The organism is Xenophilus sp. (assembly GCF_044462705.1).
GTDB lineage: Bacteria > Pseudomonadota > Gammaproteobacteria > Burkholderiales > Burkholderiaceae_C > Xenophilus > Xenophilus azovorans.
On record NZ_JBIQNC010000008.1, the window covers coordinates 42,260 to 62,619 of the forward strand.

The following is a 20,360-nucleotide window of genomic DNA, read 5'->3' on the forward strand; positions in this document are numbered from 1 at the left end:
CCATGCACTACACCCGCCTCGGCCGCACCGGCCTCACGGTTTCCCGCATCGCCCTGGGCATGATGACCTACGGCACGCCGAAGTGGCGGCCGTGGGTGCTGGAGGCGGGCCCCTCGCGCGAGGTGGTGCGCCACGCGGTGGAGCTGGGCATCAATTTCTTCGACACGGCCGACATGTACTCGGCCGGCGAGTCGGAGGTGCTGACGGGCCAGTTCGTGCGCGAGTTCTGCCGGCGCGAGGAGACGGTGATCGCCACCAAGGCCTACTATCCCGTCGCGCTGGACTTCAAGGGCGGCAACAGCGCCGCCGCCAAGCCGGACCGCCGGCCCAACGCCGACGGCCTCTCGCGCAAGCGCCTGTTCCACGCGGTGGACGACTCGCTGCGCCGGCTGGGCACCGACTACATCGACCTCTGGCAGATCCACCGCCTGGACCACGAGACGCCGATCGAGGAGACGATGGAGGCGTTGCACGACATCGTGAAGAGCGGCAAGGTGCGCTACATCGGCGCCTCCAGCATGTTCGCCTGGCAGTTCGCCAAGGCGCAGCAGGTCGCCAGGGAGAACGGCTGGACGCGCTTCGTCTCGATGCAGAACCACTACAACCTGGTCTACCGCGAGGAAGAGCGCGAGATGATCCCGCTGTGCCACGACCAGGGCGTGGGCCTGATCCCCTGGAGCCCGCTGGCGCGCGGCTTCCTGGCCGGCAACCGCAAGGCCGACGACAAGGCCGCCGGCGCCACCAGCCGCGCCCAGACCGACGACATCGCCCAGAAGTACTACTACGCCGACAGCGACTTCGCCGTGGTGGAGGCGCTGACGCAACTGGCCGGCGAGCGCGGCCTGACCAACGCCACGCTGGCCTACGCCTGGCTGCTGCACAAGGGCATCGCCGGGCCGATCGTCGGCGCCAGCAAGACCTGGCAGCTCGACCAGGCCGTGGCGGCGCTGGACGTGGCGCTGTCGGCCGACGAGATCGCGCGGCTGGAGGCGCCGTACCGCCCGCATGCGGTGACGGGGCACGTCTGATGCCCTGGCTCGCCGCCGCACCGGCCGCCCGGCGATGGGCCGCGGGCCTGGCCGCCCTGGCGCTGGCGGCCTGCGCGTCGCAGCCGCCGCAGGGGCCCCAGCAGCAGCCGCAGGCGCAGCCCGCGCCGACGCCCGTGCCACCGGCGCCCCAGGCGGCGGCGCCCGCCAACGGCTTCGCCGCCTGGCTGGCCGCCTTCCGCGCCGAGGCGCGCGCCGCCGGCATCGGCGAGGCGACGCTGGCGGCCGCGCTCGACCCGGCGCAGTACCTGCCGCGCGTGGTCGAGCTGGACCGCGCGCAGCCCGAGTTCACCCGCGCCGTGTGGGACTACCTCGACACCGCCGTCAGCGACGCGCGAGTCGCCCGCGGGCAGGAGCAGCTGGCGCGCGTGCGCCCCGAGGCCGATGCCGCCGCCGCGCGCTACGGCGTGCCGGCCGAGGTGCTGGGCGCCGTCTGGGGCATGGAGAGCAATTACGGCGCCAACGTCGGCGACACGCCGACCGTCGACGCGCTGGCGACCCTGGCCTTCGACGGCCGCCGCGCCGACTGGGCGCGCAGGGAGCTGCTGGCCGCGCTGCGCATCATCGACAACCGCGACATCGACCGCGCCCACATGATCGGCTCCTGGGCCGGCGCCATGGGGCAGACGCAGTTCATGCCCTCGACCTTCCTCGGCCACGCCGTCGACGCCGACGGCGACGGCCGGCGCGACATCTGGGGCAGCATGGCCGACGTGATGGCCTCCACCGCCAGCTTCCTGGCCCGCTCCGGCTGGCAGGCGGGTCAGCCCTGGGGCGTGGAAGTGCGCCTGCCGCCCGGCTTCGACGTGGCGCGCGCCGATGCCGGCGTGCGCCAGGACGCCGCCGCCTGGGCCGCCGAGGGCGTGCAGTCCGCATCCGGCGCCGCGCTGCCACCGCTGCCCGATGCGCAGCTGCTGCTGCCGGCCGGTGCGCGCGGCCCGGCCTTCCTGGCCGGGCCCAACTTCCGCGCGCTGCTGCGCTACAACAACTCGACCAGCTACGCCCTGGGCGTCGGCCTGCTGGCCCAGCGGCTGGCGGGCGGCGAGGGCGTGCAGGCCGCCTGGCCGCGCGACCTGGTGCCGCTCACGCGCAGCCAGGTGCGCACGCTGCAGCAGGCGCTGAAGGCGCGGGGCTTCGACCCCGGCGAGCCCGACGGCGTTGCCGGCGCCGCCACCCGCCGCGCGCTGCGCGACTGGCAGCGCAGCGCCGGCCTGCCGGCCGACGGCTTCCCGACCGCGGACCTGCTGCAGCGGCTGCAGCAGCCCTGAGCGTCAGGCCCGGCTGCGCGGCGCCTCCAGGTAGGCGCCGGATTCGTGCAGCTGGCGCTCCGCCTCGTCGATGCGGCGCACGGCGGCCTTGCCGGCGCGGCTGGCCAGCAGCTCCAGCAGGGTCTCGGCCAGCGTCATGCCGGCCGACACCGAGGGGAAGAACGAAGGGCTGTGGTTGGCGAACAGCAGCGTCTCGTGCGCCTGCAGCGACAGCGGCGAGGTGCTGCTGTCGGTCAGCGCGATCACGCGGCAGCCGGCCGCGCGCGCGGCCTGGGCCACCTGCAGCGCCTCGCGCGAGTAGGGCGCGAAGCTGGCCACCAGCAGCGCGTCGCCCCGGGCGAAGCTGCGCTGCTGCATCTCCAGCGCGCCGCCCAGGCCGTCCACCAGGTGCACCGAGGGCCGGAACAGCCGGTACAGGTAGACGAAGGCGAAGGCGATCGGATAGCAGGCGCGAAAGCCCGCGGCATGCACGGCGGGCGCCTTCTCCAGCACCGCGCAGACCCGCTCCAGCGAAGGGGCGCAGTGCGCCTGCGTCTCCTCCAGGTTGCGGCGCTGCACCTCGAACATCTCGTCCGCCAGGCCCGCCTCGCGCGCGCGGCCGATGAGCTGCTGGGCCCGTTCACCGTAGGCCTGCGGGCCCAGGCCCATCTCGGCGGCGAAGGCCGCCTTCAGCGGCGGCCAGCCGTCGAAGCCGAAGTGCTGCGCGAAGCGCACCAGCGTCGCCGGCGTGGCGTCGGCGTGCACGCCGATGCGGCGCATCGAGGTCGTCACCACCTCGGCCGGGTGGTCCAGCAGGTAGCGGGCGATCCGCTGCAGCGCGGGGCTCAGTTCGGGAAAGCGCTGGCGGATCTGTTCCTGGACGGAGGGCATGGCGGGAGGAGGGTGGCGACAGGGTGGAACGAATGTACCGAAAGCGGTATGAGGTGTTCCACCATCAGGGCTATCGAGGGTTGACGGAACATTTGTTCCAAAACAGAATTTCTCAAAACATTAGTTCCGAATTCCCTCTCGCCATGAGCCACGTCTTCCACCGCCACCTGCGCCACACCCCGCCGCAGGCCGTGTCCGCCAGCGGGATGTTCATCCGCGACGCGCAGGGCCGGGCGTACCTCGACGCCTCGGGCGGCGCGGCCGTCTCCTCGCTCGGCCACGGCCACCCCGACGTGATCGCCGCCATGCACGCGCAGATCGACCGGCTGGCCTACGCCCACACCAGCTTCTTCACCACCGAGGTGGCGGAGCAGCTCGCCGACGAACTGGTGCGCACCGCGCCCGAGGGCACGAGCCATGCCTACCTGGTCAGCGGCGGATCGGAGGCCGTGGAGGCGGCGCTGAAGATGGCGCGCCAGTACTTCGTGGAGACCGGCCAGCCGCAGCGCACCCACTTCATCGCGCGCCGCCAGAGCTATCACGGCAACACGCTGGGCGCGCTGGCCGTCGGCGGCAACGCCTGGCGGCGCGAGCCCTTCGCGCCCATCCTGGTGCCGGCCACGCACGTGTCGCCCTGCTATCCCTACCGCGAGCAGCGCGAGGGCGAGAGCGCGCAGCAGTACGGCCAGCGGCTGGCCGACGAGCTGGAGCAGGCCATCCTGGCGCAGGGCGCGGGCCGCGTGATCGCCTTCGTCGCCGAGACGGTGGGCGGCGCCACTGCCGGCGTGCTGACGCCGGTGCCGGGCTACTTCAAGGCGGTGCGCGAGGTCTGCGACCGCCACGGCGTGCTGCTGATCCTCGACGAGGTGATGTGCGGCATGGGCCGCACCGGCACGCTCTACGCCTGCGAGCAGGAGGGCGTGGTGCCCGACCTCGTCACCGTCGCCAAGGGGCTGGGCGGCGGCTACCAGCCGGTGGGCGCGGTGCTCGCCCAGCGCCGCATCGTGGAGGCCATGTCCAGCGGCAGCGGCTTCTTCCAGCACGGCCACACCTACCTCGGCCACCCGGTCGCCTGCGCGGCGGCGCTGGCGGTGCAGCGGGTCATCCACCGCGACGGCTTGCTGGCCCGGGTGCGCGAGCGCGGCGAGGTCTTCGGCCGCCTGCTGCGCGAGGCGCTGGGCGCGCACCCGCACGTGGGCGACATCCGCGGGCGCGGCTTCTTCTGGGGCGTCGAACTCGTGGCCGAGCGCGTCGGCAAGACGCCCTTCGACCCGGCCCGCCGGCTGCACGCGCGCGTCAAGCAGGCGGCGATGGCGCGGGGCCTGCTGGTGTACCCGATGGGCGGCACCGTCGACGGGCGGCAGGGCGACCACGTGCTGCTCGCGCCGCCGTTCATCGCCAGCGAGGCCGACCTGGCGCAGATCGCCCGGCTGCTGGCGACGGCGCTGGACGCGGCACTGGCCGCGTGAGCGTTTCCCCTTTCCAACCCGAACCGAGGAGAAAGCAGTGATGAAGAAGAACCCGTTCCCCGCGCTGGCCGGCGCGCTCGCCGTGGCCGCGTCCGGCCTGGCCGCCGTGCCCGCGATGGCGCAGTCCAAGTTCGTCACCATCGGCACCGGCGGCGTGACCGGCGTGTACTACGCGGCCGGCGGCGCGATCTGTCGCCTGGTCAACAAGGACCGCGCGCAGCACGGCATCCGCTGCTCGGTGGAGTCCACCGGCGGCTCGGTGTTCAACATCAACACCATCAAGGCCGGCGAGCTGGACATGGGCGTGGCGCAGAGCGACGTGCAGTTCAACGCGGTGAAGGGGCAGGGCCAGTTCCAGAGCGCCGGCGCCTACCCCGAGCTGCGCGCGGTGTTCTCGCTGCACCCGGAGCCCTTCACCGTGGTGGCGCGCAAGGAAGCCAACATCGCGAAGTTCGAGGACTTCAAGGGCAAGCGCTTCAACGTCGGCAACCCGGGCTCGGGCACGCTGGCCTCGTCCACCCAGCTCGTCAACGCGCTGGGCTGGAAGATGAGCGACTTCGGCCTCGCCTCCGAACTCAAGGCCGACGAGCACGGCCCCGCGCTGTGCGACGGCAAGATCGACGGCTTCTTCTACGCGGTGGGCCACCCCTCGGCCAACATCCAGGACCCGACCACGAGCTGCGGCGCCAAGCTGGTGCCGCTGACCGGCCCGGTGGTCGACAAGCTGGTGGCCGACAACCCCTACTTCGCCAAGGCCACCATCCCCGCCGGGCTGTATCCGAACAACCCGCAGGCCACCGAGACCTACGGCGTGCTGGCCACCTTCGTCAGCTCCGCCAAGGTGCCGGCCGACACCATCTACCAGGTGGTCAAGGCGGTGTTCGACAACTTCGAGGACTTCAAGCGCCTGCATCCGGCCTTCGCCAACCTCAAGCCCGAGGACATGGTCAAGGCGGGGCAGACCGCGCCGCTGCACGAGGGCGCGCTGCGTTACTACAAGGAAAAGGGCTGGGTGAAGTAACCCGGCGCCGCGCACGCCCGATGCGGGTGCAGGGAGGCGGATGGATCCCGCAAGGCCATCCGCCTTTTTCGGGAACAGGACTGAACCCCGTAGCACAGGGGAAAGGATGGCCGGTACATGAGTGACCTCGACAAGGCATCCCCGGAACTGCAGCAACTGGTGGCGGACGTCGACACCGGCGGCCGCACGGCCGGCGGCGCGCCCGGCATGGTGATCTTCATCGGCGCGGTGGGCTGGGCGCTGTTCCAGCTCTGGTACGCCTCGCCGCTGCCCTTCATGCTGGGCTTCGGCGTGCTCAACGACACCGAGGCGCGCGCCATCCACCTGGGCACCGCGCTGTTCCTGGCCTTCCTGGCCTTTCCGGCGACGCGGCGCTCGCCGCGCGACCGCATCCCGCTGCAGGACTGGGCGCTGGCGCTGGCGGCCGCCTTCGCGGGCGCCTACCTGATGCTGTTCTACCGCGAGTTGGCCACGCGGCCCGGCCAGCCGACGGCGATGGACGTCGCCACCGCCTGCGCGGGGCTGGTGCTGCTGCTGGAGGCCACCCGCCGCGCGGTGGGCCTGCCGATGGCGATCCTGGGCATCGTGTTCCTGGGCTACGTCTTCCTGGGGCCCTGGCTGCCCGACGTGATCGCGCACAAGGGCGCCTCGCTGGAGCGCATGGCCTCGCACATGTGGCTGACGACCGAGGGCGTGTACGGCGTGGCGCTGGGCGTGTCGGTGGCCTTCATCTACATCTTCGTGCTGTTCGGCGCGCTGCTCGACCGCGCCGGCGGCGGCAACTACATGATGCAGGTGTCCTTCGCGCTGCTGGGCCACCTGCGCGGCGGGCCGGCCAAGGTGGCGGTGGTCTCGTCGGCGCTCAACGGGCTGATCTCGGGCTCGTCGGTGTCCAACGTGGTCACCGGCGGCATCTTCACCATCCCGCTGATGAAGAAGGCCGGCTACGGCGGCGTGAAGGCCGGCGCGATCGAGACCGCCTCGTCCATCAACGGCCAGATCATGCCGCCGGTGATGGGCGCCGCGGCCTTCCTGATGGTGGAGTACGTGGGTATCCCCTACGTGGACATCATCAGGCACGCGCTGCTGCCGGCCGTCATCTCCTACATCGCGCTGTTCTACATCGTCCACCTGGAGGCGGTGAAGCTGGGCATCAGGCCGATGGCGATGGCGCAGGCGCGCACCGCGCGGCAGAAGTTCACCGGCCGCGCGCTCGGCATCTCGGGCACCATCGCCGTGATGGGCGCGGTGTACTGGATCGCCATCGGCGCGCGCGCGCTGCTCGGCGCGGCCGCGCCCTGGGTGCTGATCGGGCTGCTGGCAGGCCTGTACGTCTGGCTGCTGCGGGTGGCTGCGCGCAGCCCCGACCTGCCGGAGGACATCGACGTCAACAACCCCGTGCTGCCGCAGGCCTGGCCCACGGTGCGCGCCGGCCTCTACTACCTGATCCCCATCGGCGTGCTGATCTGGTGCCTGGCGGTGGACGAGCTCTCGCCCGCGCTGTCGGCCTTCTGGGCCACCGTGACCATGATCGTGCTGATGCTCACGCAGCGGCCGCTGCTGGCCTTCTTCCGCGGCCGCGGCATGCCGCTGCAGGCGTGGAAGGACAGCGCGAACGAGGTCGTCCAGGGCCTGAACGACGGCAGCCGCAACATGATCGGCATCGGCATCGCCACCGCGACGGCGGGCATCATCGTCGGCGGCATCACGCTCACCGGGCTGGGCTTCCGCATGACCGACTTCGTGGAACTGGTGTCGCAGGGCAACGTGATCCTGATGCTGCTGTTCACCGCCTTCGTCTGCCTGGTGCTGGGCCTGGGCGTGCCCACCACCGCCAACTACGTGCTGATGGCCTCGCTGATGGCGCCGGTCATCGTCGAGCTGGGCGCGCAGTCGGGGCTGGTGATCCCGCTCATCGCGGTGCACCTGTTCGTCTTCTACTACGGCATCGTGGCCGACGTCACGCCGCCGGCGGGCCTGGCCACCTTCGCCGCGGCGGCGATCTCGGGCGAGGACCCGATCAGGACCGGCGTGCAGGGTTCGCTGTACGCCATGCGCACGGTGGTGCTTCCCTTCGTCTTCGTCTTCAATCCGGCGCTGCTGATGATCGACGTGCGCGGCTGGTGGGAGATCGCGCTGGTCGCTCTCACCGCCACGCTGGCCTCGCTCACCTTCGCGGCAGCCACCATGGGCTGGTTCCGCACCCGCTGCCGCTGGTGGGAGGTGCTGCTGCTGCTGGTCGCCACCTTCCTGCTGTTCCGCCCCGACTGGGTGGTGGACCAGTACGCCGCGCCCTACAGCGAGGCGCCGGCCAGCCGGATCTTCGAGTCGGCCGAGGCGCTGGGCGAGAAGGAGCGGCTGGTGCTGCAGATCCACGGCACCAACATCGAGGGCGACGAGGTGCGCAAGACCGTCGCGGTGCAGCTCGACGAAGCCGGGCCCGGGCGCGAGCGGCTGCAGAAGGCGGGCCTGACCGTCACGTCGCTGGGCGAGCAGGTGCGGATCGCCAACGTGCGCTTCGGCAGCCAGGCGCGCAAGAGCGGCTTCGAGCCCGGCTGGGAAGTGGCCGCGGTGATGGTGCCCAGCGACCGGCCCTCCGCCTACTGGATCTACCTGCCCGCGACGCTGCTGGTGCTGCTGCTGTGGTGGGGGCAGGGCCGGCGCGCGCGCGCCGAGCCGCTGGGCGCCAAGGGGGTGGCATGACGCGCGTCGCCCTGATCCACGCGCTGGCCCACTCGGTCGCGCCCATCAACGAGGAGATGGCGCGGGCCTGGCCCGCATGCCAGCGCATGAACCTGCTGGACGACAGCCTCTCGGCCGACCTGGCCCGGTCCGGCCGCGGGCTCGACGAGGCGATGCACCGGCGCTTCGAGACGCTGAGCGCCTACGCCGAAGGCACCGGCGCGAGGGGCATCCTGTTCACCTGCTCGGCCTTCGGGCCCTGCATCGAGGCCGCGGCGGCGCGGCGGCCGCACATGCCGGTGCTCAAGCCCAACGAGGCGATGATCGCCGACGCGGCGCGCTCCGGCGGCCGGGTCGGGCTGATCGCCTCCTTCGCGCCCACGCTGCGGAGCATGCCGCCGGAATTCCCCGCCGCGGTGCCGCTGCGCACCCGGCTGGCCGAAGGCGCCCTGCAGGCGCTGGACGAGGGCCGCGTGCAGGCGCACGACGAGGCCGTGCTGCACGCCGCGCGGGCGCTGCTGGCCGAGGGCTGCGAGGTGATCGCGCTGGCGCAGTTCAGCATGGCGCGGGCGGCGCCGCTGCTGCGCCGCGAGCTGCCGGCGCAGGTGCCGGTGCTGACCACGCCGGGCAGCGCGGTACGGGCGCTGCGCGAGCGCATCCGGGAGGACCCTGACCCCTCGCGATAATCGGCGCTCTTTGTAGGAGCGTCAGTTTGGATATCGTTCTCTTGGTCAAGGCCGCGGTCATGGGCATCGTGGAGGGTCTGACCGAATTCCTCCCCATCTCGTCCACCGGCCACCTCATCCTCGCCGGCGCGCTGCTGGGTTTCGACGACGGCAAGGCCAAGGTGTTCGACATCGCCATCCAGACCGGCGCGATCTTCGCCGTCATCCTGGTGTACTGGCAGAAGATCCGCTCGACCGTCACGGCGCTGCCGCGCCAGCCGAAGGCGCGGCGCTTCGCGCTCAACGTGCTGATCGGCTTCCTGCCGGCGGTGGTGCTGGGCCTGGTGTTCGGCAAGGCCATCAAGGCGAACCTGTTCACGCCGGTGGTGGTGGCCACCACCTTCATCCTCGGCGGCTTCGTCATCCTCTGGGCCGAGAAGCGCCCGCCCGGCGCCGTGCGCGTGGAGCATGTGGACGACATGACGCCCTGGGACGCGCTCAAGGTCGGCCTGGTGCAGTGCTTCGCCATGATCCCTGGCACCAGCCGCTCGGGCGCGACCATCATCGGCGGCATGCTGCTGGGCCTGTCGCGCAAGGCCGCGACGGACTTCTCCTTCTTCCTGGCCATCCCCACGCTCATCGGCGCCGGCGTCTACAGCCTCTACAAGGAGCGCGCGCTGCTCTCGGCGGCCGACATCCCGCTGTTCGCGGTGGGCCTGGTGTTCTCCTTCGTGAGCGCCTGGCTGTGCGTGCGCTGGCTGCTGCGCTACATCTCCAGCCACAGCTTCGTGCCCTTCGCCTGGTACCGCATCGCCTTCGGCATCGTGGTGCTGGCCACGGCCTGGAGCGGCGTGGTGCAGTGGGCCGAGTGAGCTGGCTGCCGCGCTAGCTAGCGCGCCGAGAGCAGGTCGATCAGCAGCGTGACCACCGTGCGGCCCGGCCGCGACTGCCACTGCACCACGCCGGCCAGCCGCTCGGCGCGCGTGCGCATGTTGCGCAGGCCGTTGCCCGGCGCGTCGCCGGCCGACTCGACGGCGAAGCCGCGGCCGTCGTCGCGCACGTCCAGCCGCAGGTGGGTGCGGGTGCGGGTGACGTAGACGTCCGCCCGGCGCGCGCCGCTGTGCTTGAGCACGTTGGTCAGCGCTTCCTGCAGGAAGCGCAGCACGCCGATGTTCAGCGAGGTGGTGAGCGTCAGGTCGCCGACGTTGAGCAGGTGCCAGCGGCAGACGATGCCGTTGGCCTCGAAGAGCGTGCCCAGGCGGTGGCGCAGCGGGGCGATCACGTCGTCCAGCGGCTGCAGCCCCGGCTGCTGGCCGGTGGCGTCCAGGATCAGCCGCAGGTCGTCGCGCAGGTCCTTGAGCATGGCGAGGATGCGGTCCTGCGGCACCGGCTGCGAGGCGTGCTCCAGCGAGGCGATGCTGCCCACCAGCATGCCGCCCAGGCCGTCGTGCAGGTCGCTGGCCAGCGCCACCCGCTCATGGGCGCGCGCATGCATCAGCTTGAGCGCGTGCGTGCGCTCCAGCGTGTCGCGCAGCTCGGTCTTCGCCGCCTCGACCTGGGCGATCAGGCGTGCGTTGAACTGCTCCGTCTCGCGCAGCGCCTGCGTGAAGCGGCGCGCCAGCAGCACGGCCAGCGCCACCAGCAGCGCGCAGGAGGCGATGCCGGCGTAGTAGCGCGTGCCCGGCACCCATTGCAGGAACACCAGCAGGTCGTGTGCCGCCGCCGCCAGCACGATCAGCATCAGCACGAGCAGCAGCGTCCGCTCGCGCCGGCTGGAGACCGGCCAGCGCACGGCGAACACGCCCACGGCCGCCGCGGCCGTCGCGGCGGCGGCCACGCTGCTCCACAGCGCCCGGTGCGCGGCCATGCCGGTGCGCGGCAGGCTCCACAGGTCGGCCCAGGCCAGCACCGCGGCGAGCCAGATGGCGGCCTCCACCAGCGGCGCCCCTTCCTCGCGCCGCAATCGCAGCACGAACAGCAGGAAGGCGGCGGCGAAGAAGACCAGCAGCGAGGTGTTCAGCGCCTGCCAGGCGTCGGTGCCCGCCAGCGGCCAGGGCGAGGTCGCCAGGTGGTTGAACTCGAACAGCAGCCAGGCCAGCGACATCAGCGCGAACCAGGCATAGGCCGTCTCGCGCGGGCGCATCAGCCACAGGCCGCCGAACAGCAGGACGATCACCACGCTGGCGGCCATGGCGACCAGGGGCAGGTCGTGGCGCCACAGCAGCTCCTCCTCGTAGCGGGCCTGCACCTGCGCCGGCTCGCCCGCCAGCAGCGGCGGCAGCCCGCCCTGGTAGGCAGCCATGCCGGCCACCCGCACCAGCACGGTGTTCTCGCCCTCGCGCAGCAGCGCCGGCGCCACCAGCCACTGGCGCGGCGTGTTCCAGCTGCGCGTGAGCGGCTCCAGCAGGCTGGCGTCGCGGTGCAGCTCGATGCCGTTCACGTACACGCTGCCGGCCATGTTGATCCACGCCAGCATCAGCGCCGCGGGGGCGTCGCCGGCGTGCTGCCAGGTGAAGCGGTACCAGACGACGCCGTCGTGGGACGGCCAGCGGGTGGCCCAGTTGTCGGGCAGGTCGACCGCCTGCCAACCCGTCTCGGGCGGCGCCGTGTCGTGCCAGCCGCCGCGCACGGCCTGTGCCCGGGCCAGTTCGAGCGGTTCCCCCGCCGCCGCCGGTGCCGGGGCTGCCAGCAGCAGCGCCAGCATCGCCAGCAGCGGCGCCAGCCATCCGCGCCGGATCAGGAAAGCAGCCCGTGCCGGCGCGCCTCGAACACCGCCTCGGTGCGCGAGTTCACCACCAGCTTGCGGTAGATGTTCTTGGTGTGGCATTCGACCGTCAGCTTCGAGATCGAAAGCAGGTCCGCCATCTCGCGGTTGCTCAGGCCCTGGGCGACCAGGCGGAGGATCTCGCGTTCACGCGGGCTGAGCGAGGGGACGGGCTCGCCGTCGGGCGGCACGGGGCTGCCGCCGCCCGGCGGGCCGGGCGCGGCCAGCAGGCCCATGATGCGGCGCGCGACGAAGGGGTCGATCGGCGCGCCGCCGCGCTCGATGCTGCGCAGCGCCAGGCTCAGCTCCAGGTCGTCGCGCTCCTTGAGCAGGTAGCCGATCGCCCCGGCGCGCAGCGCGCTGACGATCACGTCCTCGGTGCGCCAGGCCGAGATCACCACGGCGGGCGTGTCGGGCTGGTGGCGGCGCATCCAGCCGATGAACTCGACGCCGCTGCCGTCGGGCAGGCCGATGTCCACCAGCACCACGCCGAAGCGGCGCTCGCCCACGCGGTCGCGCGCCTTCGCCACGCTCTCGGCCGTGGCGATGGCCTCGGGCGGGCAGCCCAGGCCCTGCAATACGCCGGCCAGGCGCTGCCGCACGGCCGGCTCGTCATCCACCACCAGCGCAGGGCTCAGGTGGACCGGTTCGATCACTTCCAAGGGGACTGCTCCTTGCCAAGACCGCCGCACCGTCCCCCGGGGAAGGGATTAGTACCAAAGAGGTACCAGTTTTCGGGGATTGGTGCGAAAGTCCACATTTTGTATCTTTCGTCCTCATTTTTTGCGCCTCTCGTAACGAATCAAAGGGCGCGCTTCGGAAATTCTTGGCTTGACAGCAGTTCTTGCCGGGAGATTGTCATGAATTTGTTACTGGATATCCATCAGCTCCGCCCCGACCGTTACGCGTACAGCATCACCACGGACGGCTCGCGCGAGGGCGACGCCGCCTGCTACGAGAGCGCCTTCGATTCGCTGGAAACCTGCCTGCAGGACGCAGGGGACTCGCTGGGCCACTATTTCCCGCGCGTGCAGATGCGCTATGAGGGCAGCGTGGTGGGCGCCTGCACCACCGAATTGCTGCGCCGCAACCCCCGGGGGCTGGCCGAGCGCTTCCTGGCGGCGCTGTCGCGGCGCCGCGGCGCGTCCGGGCACGCCGGCCGCTGAGGCTCGGCGCGGGGGCCGGCTGCCACGGCGCGGCGGAAACCCGCTCAGATGAGCTTTTCCTCGGGCGTGGAGATCTTGCGCAGCGCCTCGTGCCGCACCGCCGGCATCTTCAGCGGGTGCTCGGTGGCCGCGTCGTCCCACACCGGGTCTTCCAGGCTGTCGAACACCTCGCGCAGCTTCTGGCCCCAGCCGTCGTGGATCATGCGGTAGTAGGGGTTGTCGGCGTCGATGCAGACGATCTTGTCGGCGGCCAGGCCGCCGGCCTCGTAGACCACCAGGTCCAGCGGCAGGCCCACCGAGAGGTTGGACTTCATGGTCGAGTCCATCGACACCAGCGCGCACTTGGCGGCCTCGGCCAGCGGCGTCTCGGGCGTGAGCACGCGGTCGAGCACCGGCTTGCCGTACTTCGATTCGCCGATCTGGAAGTAGGGCGTCTCGGTGGTGGCCTCGATGAAGTTGCCGGCCGAATAGACGAGGAACAGGCGCATCCCCTCGCCCTTGATCTGCCCGCCGAAGACGAAGGTGACGTTGAAGTCCACCCCGGCGTGCTTGAGCGCCTCGGCGTCGCGGTCGTAGACGTGGCGCACGGCCGCGCCCAGCACGCGCGCGGCGTCGAACATGCTGCGCGCGTTCCAGATCGTGGTGGGGGTGTCGCTGCCGGGCTCCTGCAGCTCCTCGGTCTGCAGGATCTCGCGCACCGATTGCGAGATGCTGAGGTTGCCGGCCGACAGCAGCACCATGACGCGCTCGCCCGGCTGCTCGTAGACGATCATCTTGCGGAAGGTGCTGATGTGGTCGACCCCCGCGTTGGTGCGCGAGTCGGACAGGAACACCAGCCCGGCGTTGAGTTTGATGCCTACGCAGTACGTCATGGGTGTGGCGCGGCAGGGCCCCCTCAGGCCCGCTCGCGTTCGTGCAGTTTCTTGAGTTTGTAGAGCGCTTCCAGCGCCTCCCTGGGGCTCATCGCGTCGGGGTCGAGCGCGGCCACGGCGGATTCTATGGGGCTGTCCTGCGGCGTTTCGGCCGCGGGCGGCGGCGCGAACAGGTCGACCTGCGCGCGCGTCTCGCTCTGCTGCGCCTCCAGCGCCTCCAGCGCCTGGCGCGCATGGTTGACCACCGCCGCCGGCATGCCGGCCAGCCGCGCCACCTGGATGCCGTAGCTGCGGCTGGCGGGCCCGGGCTGCAGCTCGTGCAGGAAGACGATGTCGCGGCCCGACTCGGTCGCGCTCACGTGCATGTTCACCGCCGCATGGTGCGTGGCCGGGAACTCGGTCAACTCGAAGTAGTGCGTGGCGAAGAGGGCGAAGGCCTTGGTGCGGTCGTGCAGGTGCGCCGCGATGCCGGCGGCCAGCGCCAGCCCGTCGAAGGTGCTGGTGCCGCGGCCGATCTCGTCCATCAGCACCAGCGACTGCGGCGTGGCGCCGTGCAGGATCTGCGCGGCTTCGGTCATCTCGAGCATGAAGGTGGACTGTGCGTTGGCCAGGTCGTCGGCGGCGCCGATGCGGGTGTGGATGGCGTCGATGGGCCCGAGCCGGCAGTTCGCCGCCGGCACGAAGGAGCCCATCGAGGCCAGCAGCACGATCAGTGCCACCTGCCGCATGTAGGTGGACTTGCCGCCCATGTTGGGACCGGTGATGACCTGCATGCGCTGGCTCGGCCCCAGGCGCGTGTCGTTGGCGATGAAGGCGCCGGCCGAGCGCTCGGCCAGCCGCGCCTCCACCACCGGGTGGCGGCCCTGCTCGATCTCGATGCAGGGGTGGGCGACGAAGTGCGGCGCGCTCCAGCCCAGCGTGTGGGCGCGCTCGGCCAGGGCGCACAGCGCGTCGAGCGTGGCCAGTGCGTCGGCCAGGCGGGTGAGGGCAGGCACGTGGGCCTGCAGGGCGTCGAGCAGCTGCTCGTACAGCCATTTCTCGCGCGCCAGGGCGCGCTCCTGCGCCGACAGCGCCTTGTCCTCGAAGGCCTTGAGCTCCGGCGTGATGAAGCGCTCGGCGTTCTTCAGCGTCTGGCGGCGGCGGTAGTGGTCGGGCACCTTCGAGAGGGCGCTCTGCGTCACCTCGATGTAGAAGCCGTGCACGCGGTTGAACTGCACCTTCAGGTTGGCGATGCCGGTGAGGTTGCGCTCGCGCGCCTCCAGCTCGATCAGGAAGCCGTCGGCGTTCTCGCTGATGGCGCGCAGCTCGTCCAGCTCGGCGTCGTGGCCGGTGGCGATCACGCCGCCGTCGCGCACCAGCGCGGCGGGCTCGGGCAGCAGCGCGGCGGCCAGCAGCTGCGCGCAGCCGGGCGGCGGCGCCAGTTCCTCGGCCACGTGGGTCAGCAGGGTCGCCGCGGCCGGCAGCAGCGGCGCCAGGTGCTGCGCCTTCTGCAGCGCCAGGCCCAGCGCGACCAGCTCGCGCGGCCGCACCTGCCGCAGCGCGACGCGTGCGCTGATGCGCTCCACGTCGCTGGTGTTCTTCAACTGCTCGCGCAGGCGCTTCCACGGCGCGGCGGTCTCGCCGGGCGCGGGCGCCTGCAGTGCGGCGATGGCCTCCAGCCGCAGCTGCGCCTCGTGCCGCTCGCGCCGCGGCGCCAGCAGCCAGCGGCGCAGGGCGCGGCTGCCCATGCCGGTCATGCAGGTGTCCAGCAGCGAGAACAGGGTCGGCGAGTCCTCGCCGCGCAGCGTCTGCACCAGCTCCAGGTTGCGGCGGGTGGCGGCCGGCAGCTCGATCAGCTCGCCGTCGCGCTCGACCACGATGCGCTGCAGGTGGGTGAGCGCGCGGCCCTGCGTGTGTTCCGCATAGCCCAGCAGGGCGGCGGCCGCGGCGTGCGCCTGCTCCAGGCCGTCGGCGCTCCAGGCCGCGAGCGAGGCGGCGCCGAGCTGCTCGGCCAGCTTGCGCTCGCCCAGGCTGGCGCCGAACTGCCAGGCCGGCCGCACGGCGAGCGTGAAGCCGCCGGCCTCGCGCGCCGCCTTCAGCCGCTGCTCGAAGGCGGGCGTGACCTCGGCGCTGTAGAGCAGCTCGCTCGGCGCGACCCTGCCCAGCCAGGCCTCCAGCGCATCGGCCGGGCATTCGGCCAGGTGCACGTCGGCGCCGGTGACGGAAAGCCAGGCCAGGCCCAGCGTGTTGCGCGGGCCGGCATGCACGGCCATCAGCAGCGCGTCGCGCTTGTCGGCCAGCAGCTCGGCGTCGGTGAGCGTGCCGGGCGTGACGACGCGCACCACCTTGCGCTCGACCGGCCCCTTGCTGGTGCCGACCTCGCCCACCTGCTCGCAGATGGCGACCGATTCGCCCAGCTTGATGAGCCGCGCGAGATAAGTCTCGACCGAGTGGAAGGGCACGCCGCACATCACCACCGGCGCGCCGGCGGACTGGCCGCGCGTGGTGAGCGTGATGTCCATCAGGCGCGAGGCCTTCTCGGCATCGGCGTAGAACAGCTCGTAGAAATCGCCCATCCGGTAGAACAGCAGCGTGTCCGGATGGTCGGCCTTGAGGCGCAGGTACTGCGCCATCATGGGGGTGTGCTCTGAAAGGGCGGGCTTCGTCGGATGTGCAGCAGTCACGCCTTCCCTCGATAACCTGTTGTCGGCATGGGCATGGTTGGCAAGCGTGCCGGCGCCGCCCATCGGGGGCGCCGTACGCGGGGGCTCGAAGCGCAGCAGGAAAAAGCGCGCTTCAGCCGGGCGGCCGATTATCGGGGGATGCCTCCGGGGCCTGCGCGCGCTGCGCGCGCAGGGTTCAGCGGGCGAGCCAGGCGTCGATCTCGGCGCGCCAGCGCTCGAGGAAGCGCTGCTGGGTCAGCGTGCCGGCATGCGCCTTCAGCCGTTCGGACAGGGCGCCGCGCGCGTCGGCGGGCATGTGGACGAGCTGCTGCATGGCGGCCGCGACGCCCGGCACGTCGTCGCCCGGGACCACCACGCCGATGCCGCCCACCGCCTCGTACAGCGCGCCGTCGGAGGAGATGATGGCCGGCAGGCCGTGGGCCGCCGCCTCCAGGACGGGCATGCCGAAGCCCTCGAGCTTGCTGGGCAGCACGAAGCCCAGGGCGTTCTGGTAGAGCCACCCGAGCTGCGCGTCGGAGACGTAGCCGAGCAGTTCCACGCCGGCCTGCCGCGCCGCGGCGGCCCGCACGGCGTCCTTCTGGTCGCCGTTGGAGCCGCAGATGACGAGCTGCACGCCCTGGCCGGCCAGCCCGCTGGCCGCGAAGGCCTCGATGGTCAGGAGGTGGTTCTTGCGGCGCTCCAGGGCGCCGACGCACAGCAGGAACCGGCCCTCGACGGACGGCACACGCTCCGTGCGCGAGGCATGGATGCCGTTCCTCAGGTACAGGGGGATGACGCTGAGCGAAGGGAAGTCCTGGCCCAGCCAGCCGGTGAACTGGCGCCTGGAGGTCTCGCTGACGAACACCATGGAGGGCCGGGCCGCCTTGATCTTCGCGTACGCCCGGTCGTACAGCGCCCGGGTGGCGGGCAGGTACAGCTCGGGGGCGGTATGGGGGCCCACGTCGTGGCACAGCACCATGTCGCGCGGGCCCAGCGGCGCGCGCAGCACGTAGAGCGGGTCGAGGAAGAGCTGCCGCAGCCCGCGGTTCGGCCAGCGCAGGGCCGGGGCGTCCTTCAGCAGCTCCAGCTCCCTGAGCAGCAGGCGCGCCAGGACCTTGCGCGCCAGCCCCTGGGCGAGGTTCGGCCCGAAGAGCCGCCAGCGCCGGATGCGGGATTCGGCGGCGAAGGCGTCGGTCAGGTCCTTGGCGATCTGGTAGGCGCCGGTCCTGTTGATCAGCGACAGCGAGTCGTCGATGAGGTAGCGGCCCGCCCTTGCCGCTGCCGGCCCGCGCTGCGCCGCCGGCGGGGCCAGGACAGGTGGCGAGCCGGGCGCAGGGTCCTGGGTCCGGGCAGCCGGAAGCGGCCGGCCCGCGGCGTCGAGGAGCCCCGCGGGCGCCTCCAGGGGCCACGTCGTGGATGAGTGTCTGCCGGTCACTGGCGTCGATCGTTGTGCGAAGCCGGGCTGCTTGGATGCCTCGTGCTTCCCGTGGCTCCCTGGCTCAAGAAATCCACCCTGCGGTGTCCGGGTGTTCGTGCTGCCGCAGGGCTGCCGCCGCCTTCAGGCCAGCACGGCCGGGTGGGAGGCCTCGCGCCGGCGGCGCGCCACGCGCACCGCGTCCACCCACAGGCCCAGGTTGAAGGGCCGGCCGGAGCGCACGTCGCGCGCCTGGGCGATGCGGTTGAGCGGGAAGATGCGCGGGTCGTTGATGTTGTCGACCCGGGCGACGATGGCCTGGCGGTGCAGGTCCAGCAGCTCGACCTGGATGGTGCGCTCGGCGTACTTGCCGTAGATGTCGAGGTAGCGGATGCGGATGAGCGGCTGCTCGTCGACGATGGGGTGGTTCTGCTCGTCCTCGCCGAGCTGGCCCCAGAGCGAGGCGTGGCCGGAGGAGGGCGATCCGAACTCGGTGGTGCCGAAGCCGGTGGCGCCGAAGCTGGTGCTCGGGTTGTCGAGCGCGGCGCGCGCAGTGGTGGTCGGGATCTCCAGCGGCACCAGGCCGGAGCGCACGCGCGCGGCCAGGATGCGTTTGCGCTGCTGGCGCCGGGTCAGCAGCCGCTCGCCCAGCCGGTAGGCCAGGGCGATCACCCCCAGGGCGATGACGGCGATGAGCATGAACGTCTGCCAGTGGCTGAGGTCGGTCATGGTGCTTGCGTGCAGGCGCGTTGCGCAGGACCGGTCTTGCGTGCCGGCGGATGTCTGCTCCCTGGGATTGCAGAATCTTACTCCTTTTGTATTCAAAAACAAAAGGGGTGGCGGTGCATCGGCCGCCTCCGCCGGACCCTCGGGCCGCCGTCAGCCGTCGAGCGAATCGTGCGTGCCGGCGGCGCCGCGCCGCCAGTAGCCGGAGGCGCGGATCCACTTCGGGTTCGCCCGGCATTCGTCGACCAGGTGCGCGCGCAGCGCCTTGGCGGCGGCGGACTCGCAGCCGATCCAGGCGTGGAAGTCGCCGCTGGGCAGCGGCGTGCGGCGCAGGGCCGCCAGCAGCGGGGGCTCGGCGGCTTCGCTGCCGCTGCGGTGCACCCACACCACCTGCACGTCGGCGGCGCTGGGCAGCGGCAGTTCGTCGGCGGGGCCGTCCACCTCGGCCAGCACCAGCGCCCGGGCGCCGGCGGGCAGTTCGGCCAGGCGGCGGGCGATGGCGGGCAGGGCGGTGTCGTCACCGGCCAGCAGGTGCCAGTCGAAGGCGGTGGGCACGATGAAGGAGCCGCGCGGGCCGCCGACGCCCAGCAGGTCGCCCGGTTCGGCGTGCTCGGCCCAGGCGGTGGCGGGGCCGGCCTCGTGCAGGGCGAAGTCGATCTGCACGGTGCCGGCGTCGGCATCGTGGTGGTGCGGGGTGTAGTCGCGCATCACAGGCTTGGCGCCCTCGGGCCATACCGGGCCGTCGGGCCCGGCCGTGGGCAGGGCCAGCCGGCCGGTGGCCGGGTCGGGAAAGAACAGCTTGACGTGGTCGTCGAAGCCGGGGCTGGTGAAACCCGTCATGTCGGCGCCGCCGAAGGTGATGCGCACGAGGTGCGGGGTGACGCGCTCGGTGCGCAGCACCGACAGGCGGCGGAAGCGCAGCGTGTGGCGCACGCGCTGCGGCAGGCGCTCGGGGTGCGGCACGGGCGCCGGGCGGGACAGGGTGGTGGTGTCGGTCATCGGTCAGATCCGTTCGATGTGTTGCGCGGCTTGGTCGAGCACGGCCGCGAAGGCGTGCGCCTGTTCATCGTTGAGGGGCTCGCCCGCGAGCCGCAGGCGCATCGCGAGCTTGAGGTTCTCGATGGCCCGCGTCACCTGCGGGGGGCGGCCGGCGCGCAGGCCCGCGCCGTCCACGCCCGCGCGCATGCGGGCCATCAGTTCATCGGTGTGGGATCGGTGCTCGGCCAGGTGGGCCTGGCCGGCGGGGGTGACGCTGTAGCGCTTGCGTCCGCCCGCATCGGGGGCGTCCACTTGTACCAGCCCCGTTTCCTCCAGCAGGGTGAGGGTGGGGTAGACCACCCCCGGGCTGGGGCTGTAGCGGCCGCCGAGGCGCTCCTCGATGGCCTTGATGAGTTCGTAGCCGTGGCGGGGCGCGTCGGCGATCAGCTGCAGCAGCACCAGCCGCAGTCCGCCGCGGCCGAACACGCGGTGGCCGCTGCCATGGCCGGGAGTCATGTTTCTCATGCGATGTTTCGTCTATATCGAGAAAGTAAACGATATATCGAAAACATTGTCCCTTTCGGGATGAAGGTTGTCGGGGGGATGGCCGGAGGGAGTGTTCGTGGTCCGGCCCCTCACCGGCCCCTCACCGGCCCCTCACCGGGCCTGGGCCTGCTCCCGCGACCCAACGCACCTTTGCAGAACACCCCTTGCCCCGGTCGACTCCCCTCACCCGTTCACGCTGAGCCTGTCGAAGCGCGGCACCCGGCTTCGACA

17 protein-coding genes are annotated in these 20,360 nt (G+C 71.9%); 8 read left to right on the plus strand and 9 right to left on the minus strand.

What is annotated here, in order from left to right; translation table 11 throughout:
- Positions 1–2: 2 nt before the first annotated feature.
- On the plus strand, positions 3–1,028 hold the full coding sequence (locus ACIY1X_RS03100; protein ID WP_399677919.1) for an aldo/keto reductase: 1,026 nt from the start codon (positions 3–5) through the stop codon (positions 1,026–1,028).
- Positions 1,028–2,314, plus strand: coding sequence for a lytic murein transglycosylase (locus tag ACIY1X_RS03105; RefSeq protein WP_399677921.1), 1,287 nt, complete (start codon positions 1,028–1,030; stop codon positions 2,312–2,314). The genes ACIY1X_RS03100 and ACIY1X_RS03105 overlap by 1 nt, the downstream gene beginning before the upstream one ends.
- A 3-nt stretch (positions 2,315–2,317) precedes the next feature.
- Here the strand turns inward: ACIY1X_RS03105 and ACIY1X_RS03110 are convergent, their stop codons facing one another.
- Positions 2,318–3,184, minus strand: a complete 867-nt coding sequence (locus ACIY1X_RS03110; protein WP_399677923.1) for a MurR/RpiR family transcriptional regulator — start codon at positions 3,182–3,184, stop codon at positions 2,318–2,320.
- A 143-nt stretch (positions 3,185–3,327) separates the two neighbouring features.
- Between ACIY1X_RS03110 and ACIY1X_RS03115 the strand changes: the two genes are divergently transcribed.
- The 5 genes from ACIY1X_RS03115 (at position 3,328) to ACIY1X_RS03135 (ending at position 9,893) form a co-directional block, all read left to right on the plus strand.
- Positions 3,328–4,653, plus strand: a complete 1,326-nt coding sequence (locus ACIY1X_RS03115) for an aspartate aminotransferase family protein (RefSeq protein ID WP_399677925.1) — start codon at positions 3,328–3,330, stop codon at positions 4,651–4,653.
- 40 nt (positions 4,654–4,693) lie between these two features.
- Entirely contained in the window at positions 4,694–5,674 is a 981-nt protein-coding gene (locus tag ACIY1X_RS03120; protein WP_399677927.1) for a TAXI family TRAP transporter solute-binding subunit, read from the plus strand.
- Between the two features lie 117 nt (positions 5,675–5,791).
- Positions 5,792–8,377 (plus strand): TRAP transporter permease, encoded by a 2,586-nt coding sequence (locus ACIY1X_RS03125; protein WP_399677929.1) that lies wholly within the window; start codon positions 5,792–5,794, stop codon positions 8,375–8,377.
- Positions 8,374–9,042: an aspartate/glutamate racemase family protein gene (locus ACIY1X_RS03130; RefSeq protein WP_038218166.1), complete on the plus strand. Its 669-nt coding sequence runs from the start codon at positions 8,374–8,376 to the stop codon at positions 9,040–9,042. Before ACIY1X_RS03125 ends, ACIY1X_RS03130 begins: the two co-directional genes overlap by 4 nt.
- Before the next feature lie 26 nt (positions 9,043–9,068).
- On the plus strand, positions 9,069–9,893 hold the full coding sequence (locus ACIY1X_RS03135; RefSeq protein ID WP_038218165.1) for an undecaprenyl-diphosphate phosphatase: 825 nt from the start codon (positions 9,069–9,071) through the stop codon (positions 9,891–9,893).
- 17 nt (positions 9,894–9,910) lie between these two features.
- Here the strand turns inward: ACIY1X_RS03135 and ACIY1X_RS03140 are convergent, their stop codons facing one another.
- Entirely contained in the window at positions 9,911–11,725 is a 1,815-nt protein-coding gene (locus tag ACIY1X_RS03140; protein WP_399677931.1) for an ATP-binding protein, read from the minus strand.
- Positions 11,726–11,757: 32 nt separating this feature from the next.
- Positions 11,758–12,447 carry a response regulator transcription factor gene (locus tag ACIY1X_RS03145; protein WP_399677932.1) on the minus strand — a complete coding sequence of 230 codons (690 nt, stop codon included), beginning with the start codon at positions 12,445–12,447 and terminating at the stop codon, positions 11,758–11,760.
- 198 nt (positions 12,448–12,645) lie between these two features.
- On the opposite strand from ACIY1X_RS03145, the gene ACIY1X_RS03150 reads away from it, so the two are divergent.
- Complete coding sequence (locus ACIY1X_RS03150; protein ID WP_399677934.1) at positions 12,646–12,951, plus strand: hypothetical protein; 306 nt, start codon at positions 12,646–12,648, stop codon at positions 12,949–12,951.
- Positions 12,952–12,995: 44 nt separating this feature from the next.
- Here the strand turns inward: ACIY1X_RS03150 and ACIY1X_RS03155 are convergent, their stop codons facing one another.
- The 6 genes from ACIY1X_RS03155 to ACIY1X_RS03180 form a co-directional block, all read right to left on the minus strand.
- Positions 12,996–13,823 (minus strand): proteasome-type protease, encoded by an 828-nt coding sequence (locus ACIY1X_RS03155; RefSeq protein ID WP_038218157.1) that lies wholly within the window; start codon positions 13,821–13,823, stop codon positions 12,996–12,998.
- 23 nt (positions 13,824–13,846) lie between these two features.
- Positions 13,847–16,438, minus strand: coding sequence for a DNA mismatch repair protein MutS (mutS, locus tag ACIY1X_RS03160; RefSeq protein WP_399677936.1), 2,592 nt, complete (start codon positions 16,436–16,438; stop codon positions 13,847–13,849).
- 223 nt (positions 16,439–16,661) lie between these two features.
- Positions 16,662–17,900, minus strand: coding sequence for a glycosyltransferase (locus ACIY1X_RS03165; protein WP_399677938.1), 1,239 nt, complete (start codon positions 17,898–17,900; stop codon positions 16,662–16,664).
- A gap of 123 nt (positions 17,901–18,023) precedes the next feature.
- Complete coding sequence (locus tag ACIY1X_RS03170) at positions 18,024–18,608, minus strand: hypothetical protein (RefSeq protein ID WP_399677939.1); 585 nt, start codon at positions 18,606–18,608, stop codon at positions 18,024–18,026.
- A 150-nt stretch (positions 18,609–18,758) separates the two neighbouring features.
- Positions 18,759–19,604: a siderophore-interacting protein gene (locus ACIY1X_RS03175; RefSeq protein WP_399677941.1), complete on the minus strand. Its 846-nt coding sequence runs from the start codon at positions 19,602–19,604 to the stop codon at positions 18,759–18,761.
- A gap of 3 nt (positions 19,605–19,607) precedes the next feature.
- Positions 19,608–20,108 carry a PadR family transcriptional regulator gene (locus tag ACIY1X_RS03180; RefSeq protein WP_038218154.1) on the minus strand — a complete coding sequence of 167 codons (501 nt, stop codon included), beginning with the start codon at positions 20,106–20,108 and terminating at the stop codon, positions 19,608–19,610.
- Positions 20,109–20,360: the final 252 nt, after the last annotated feature.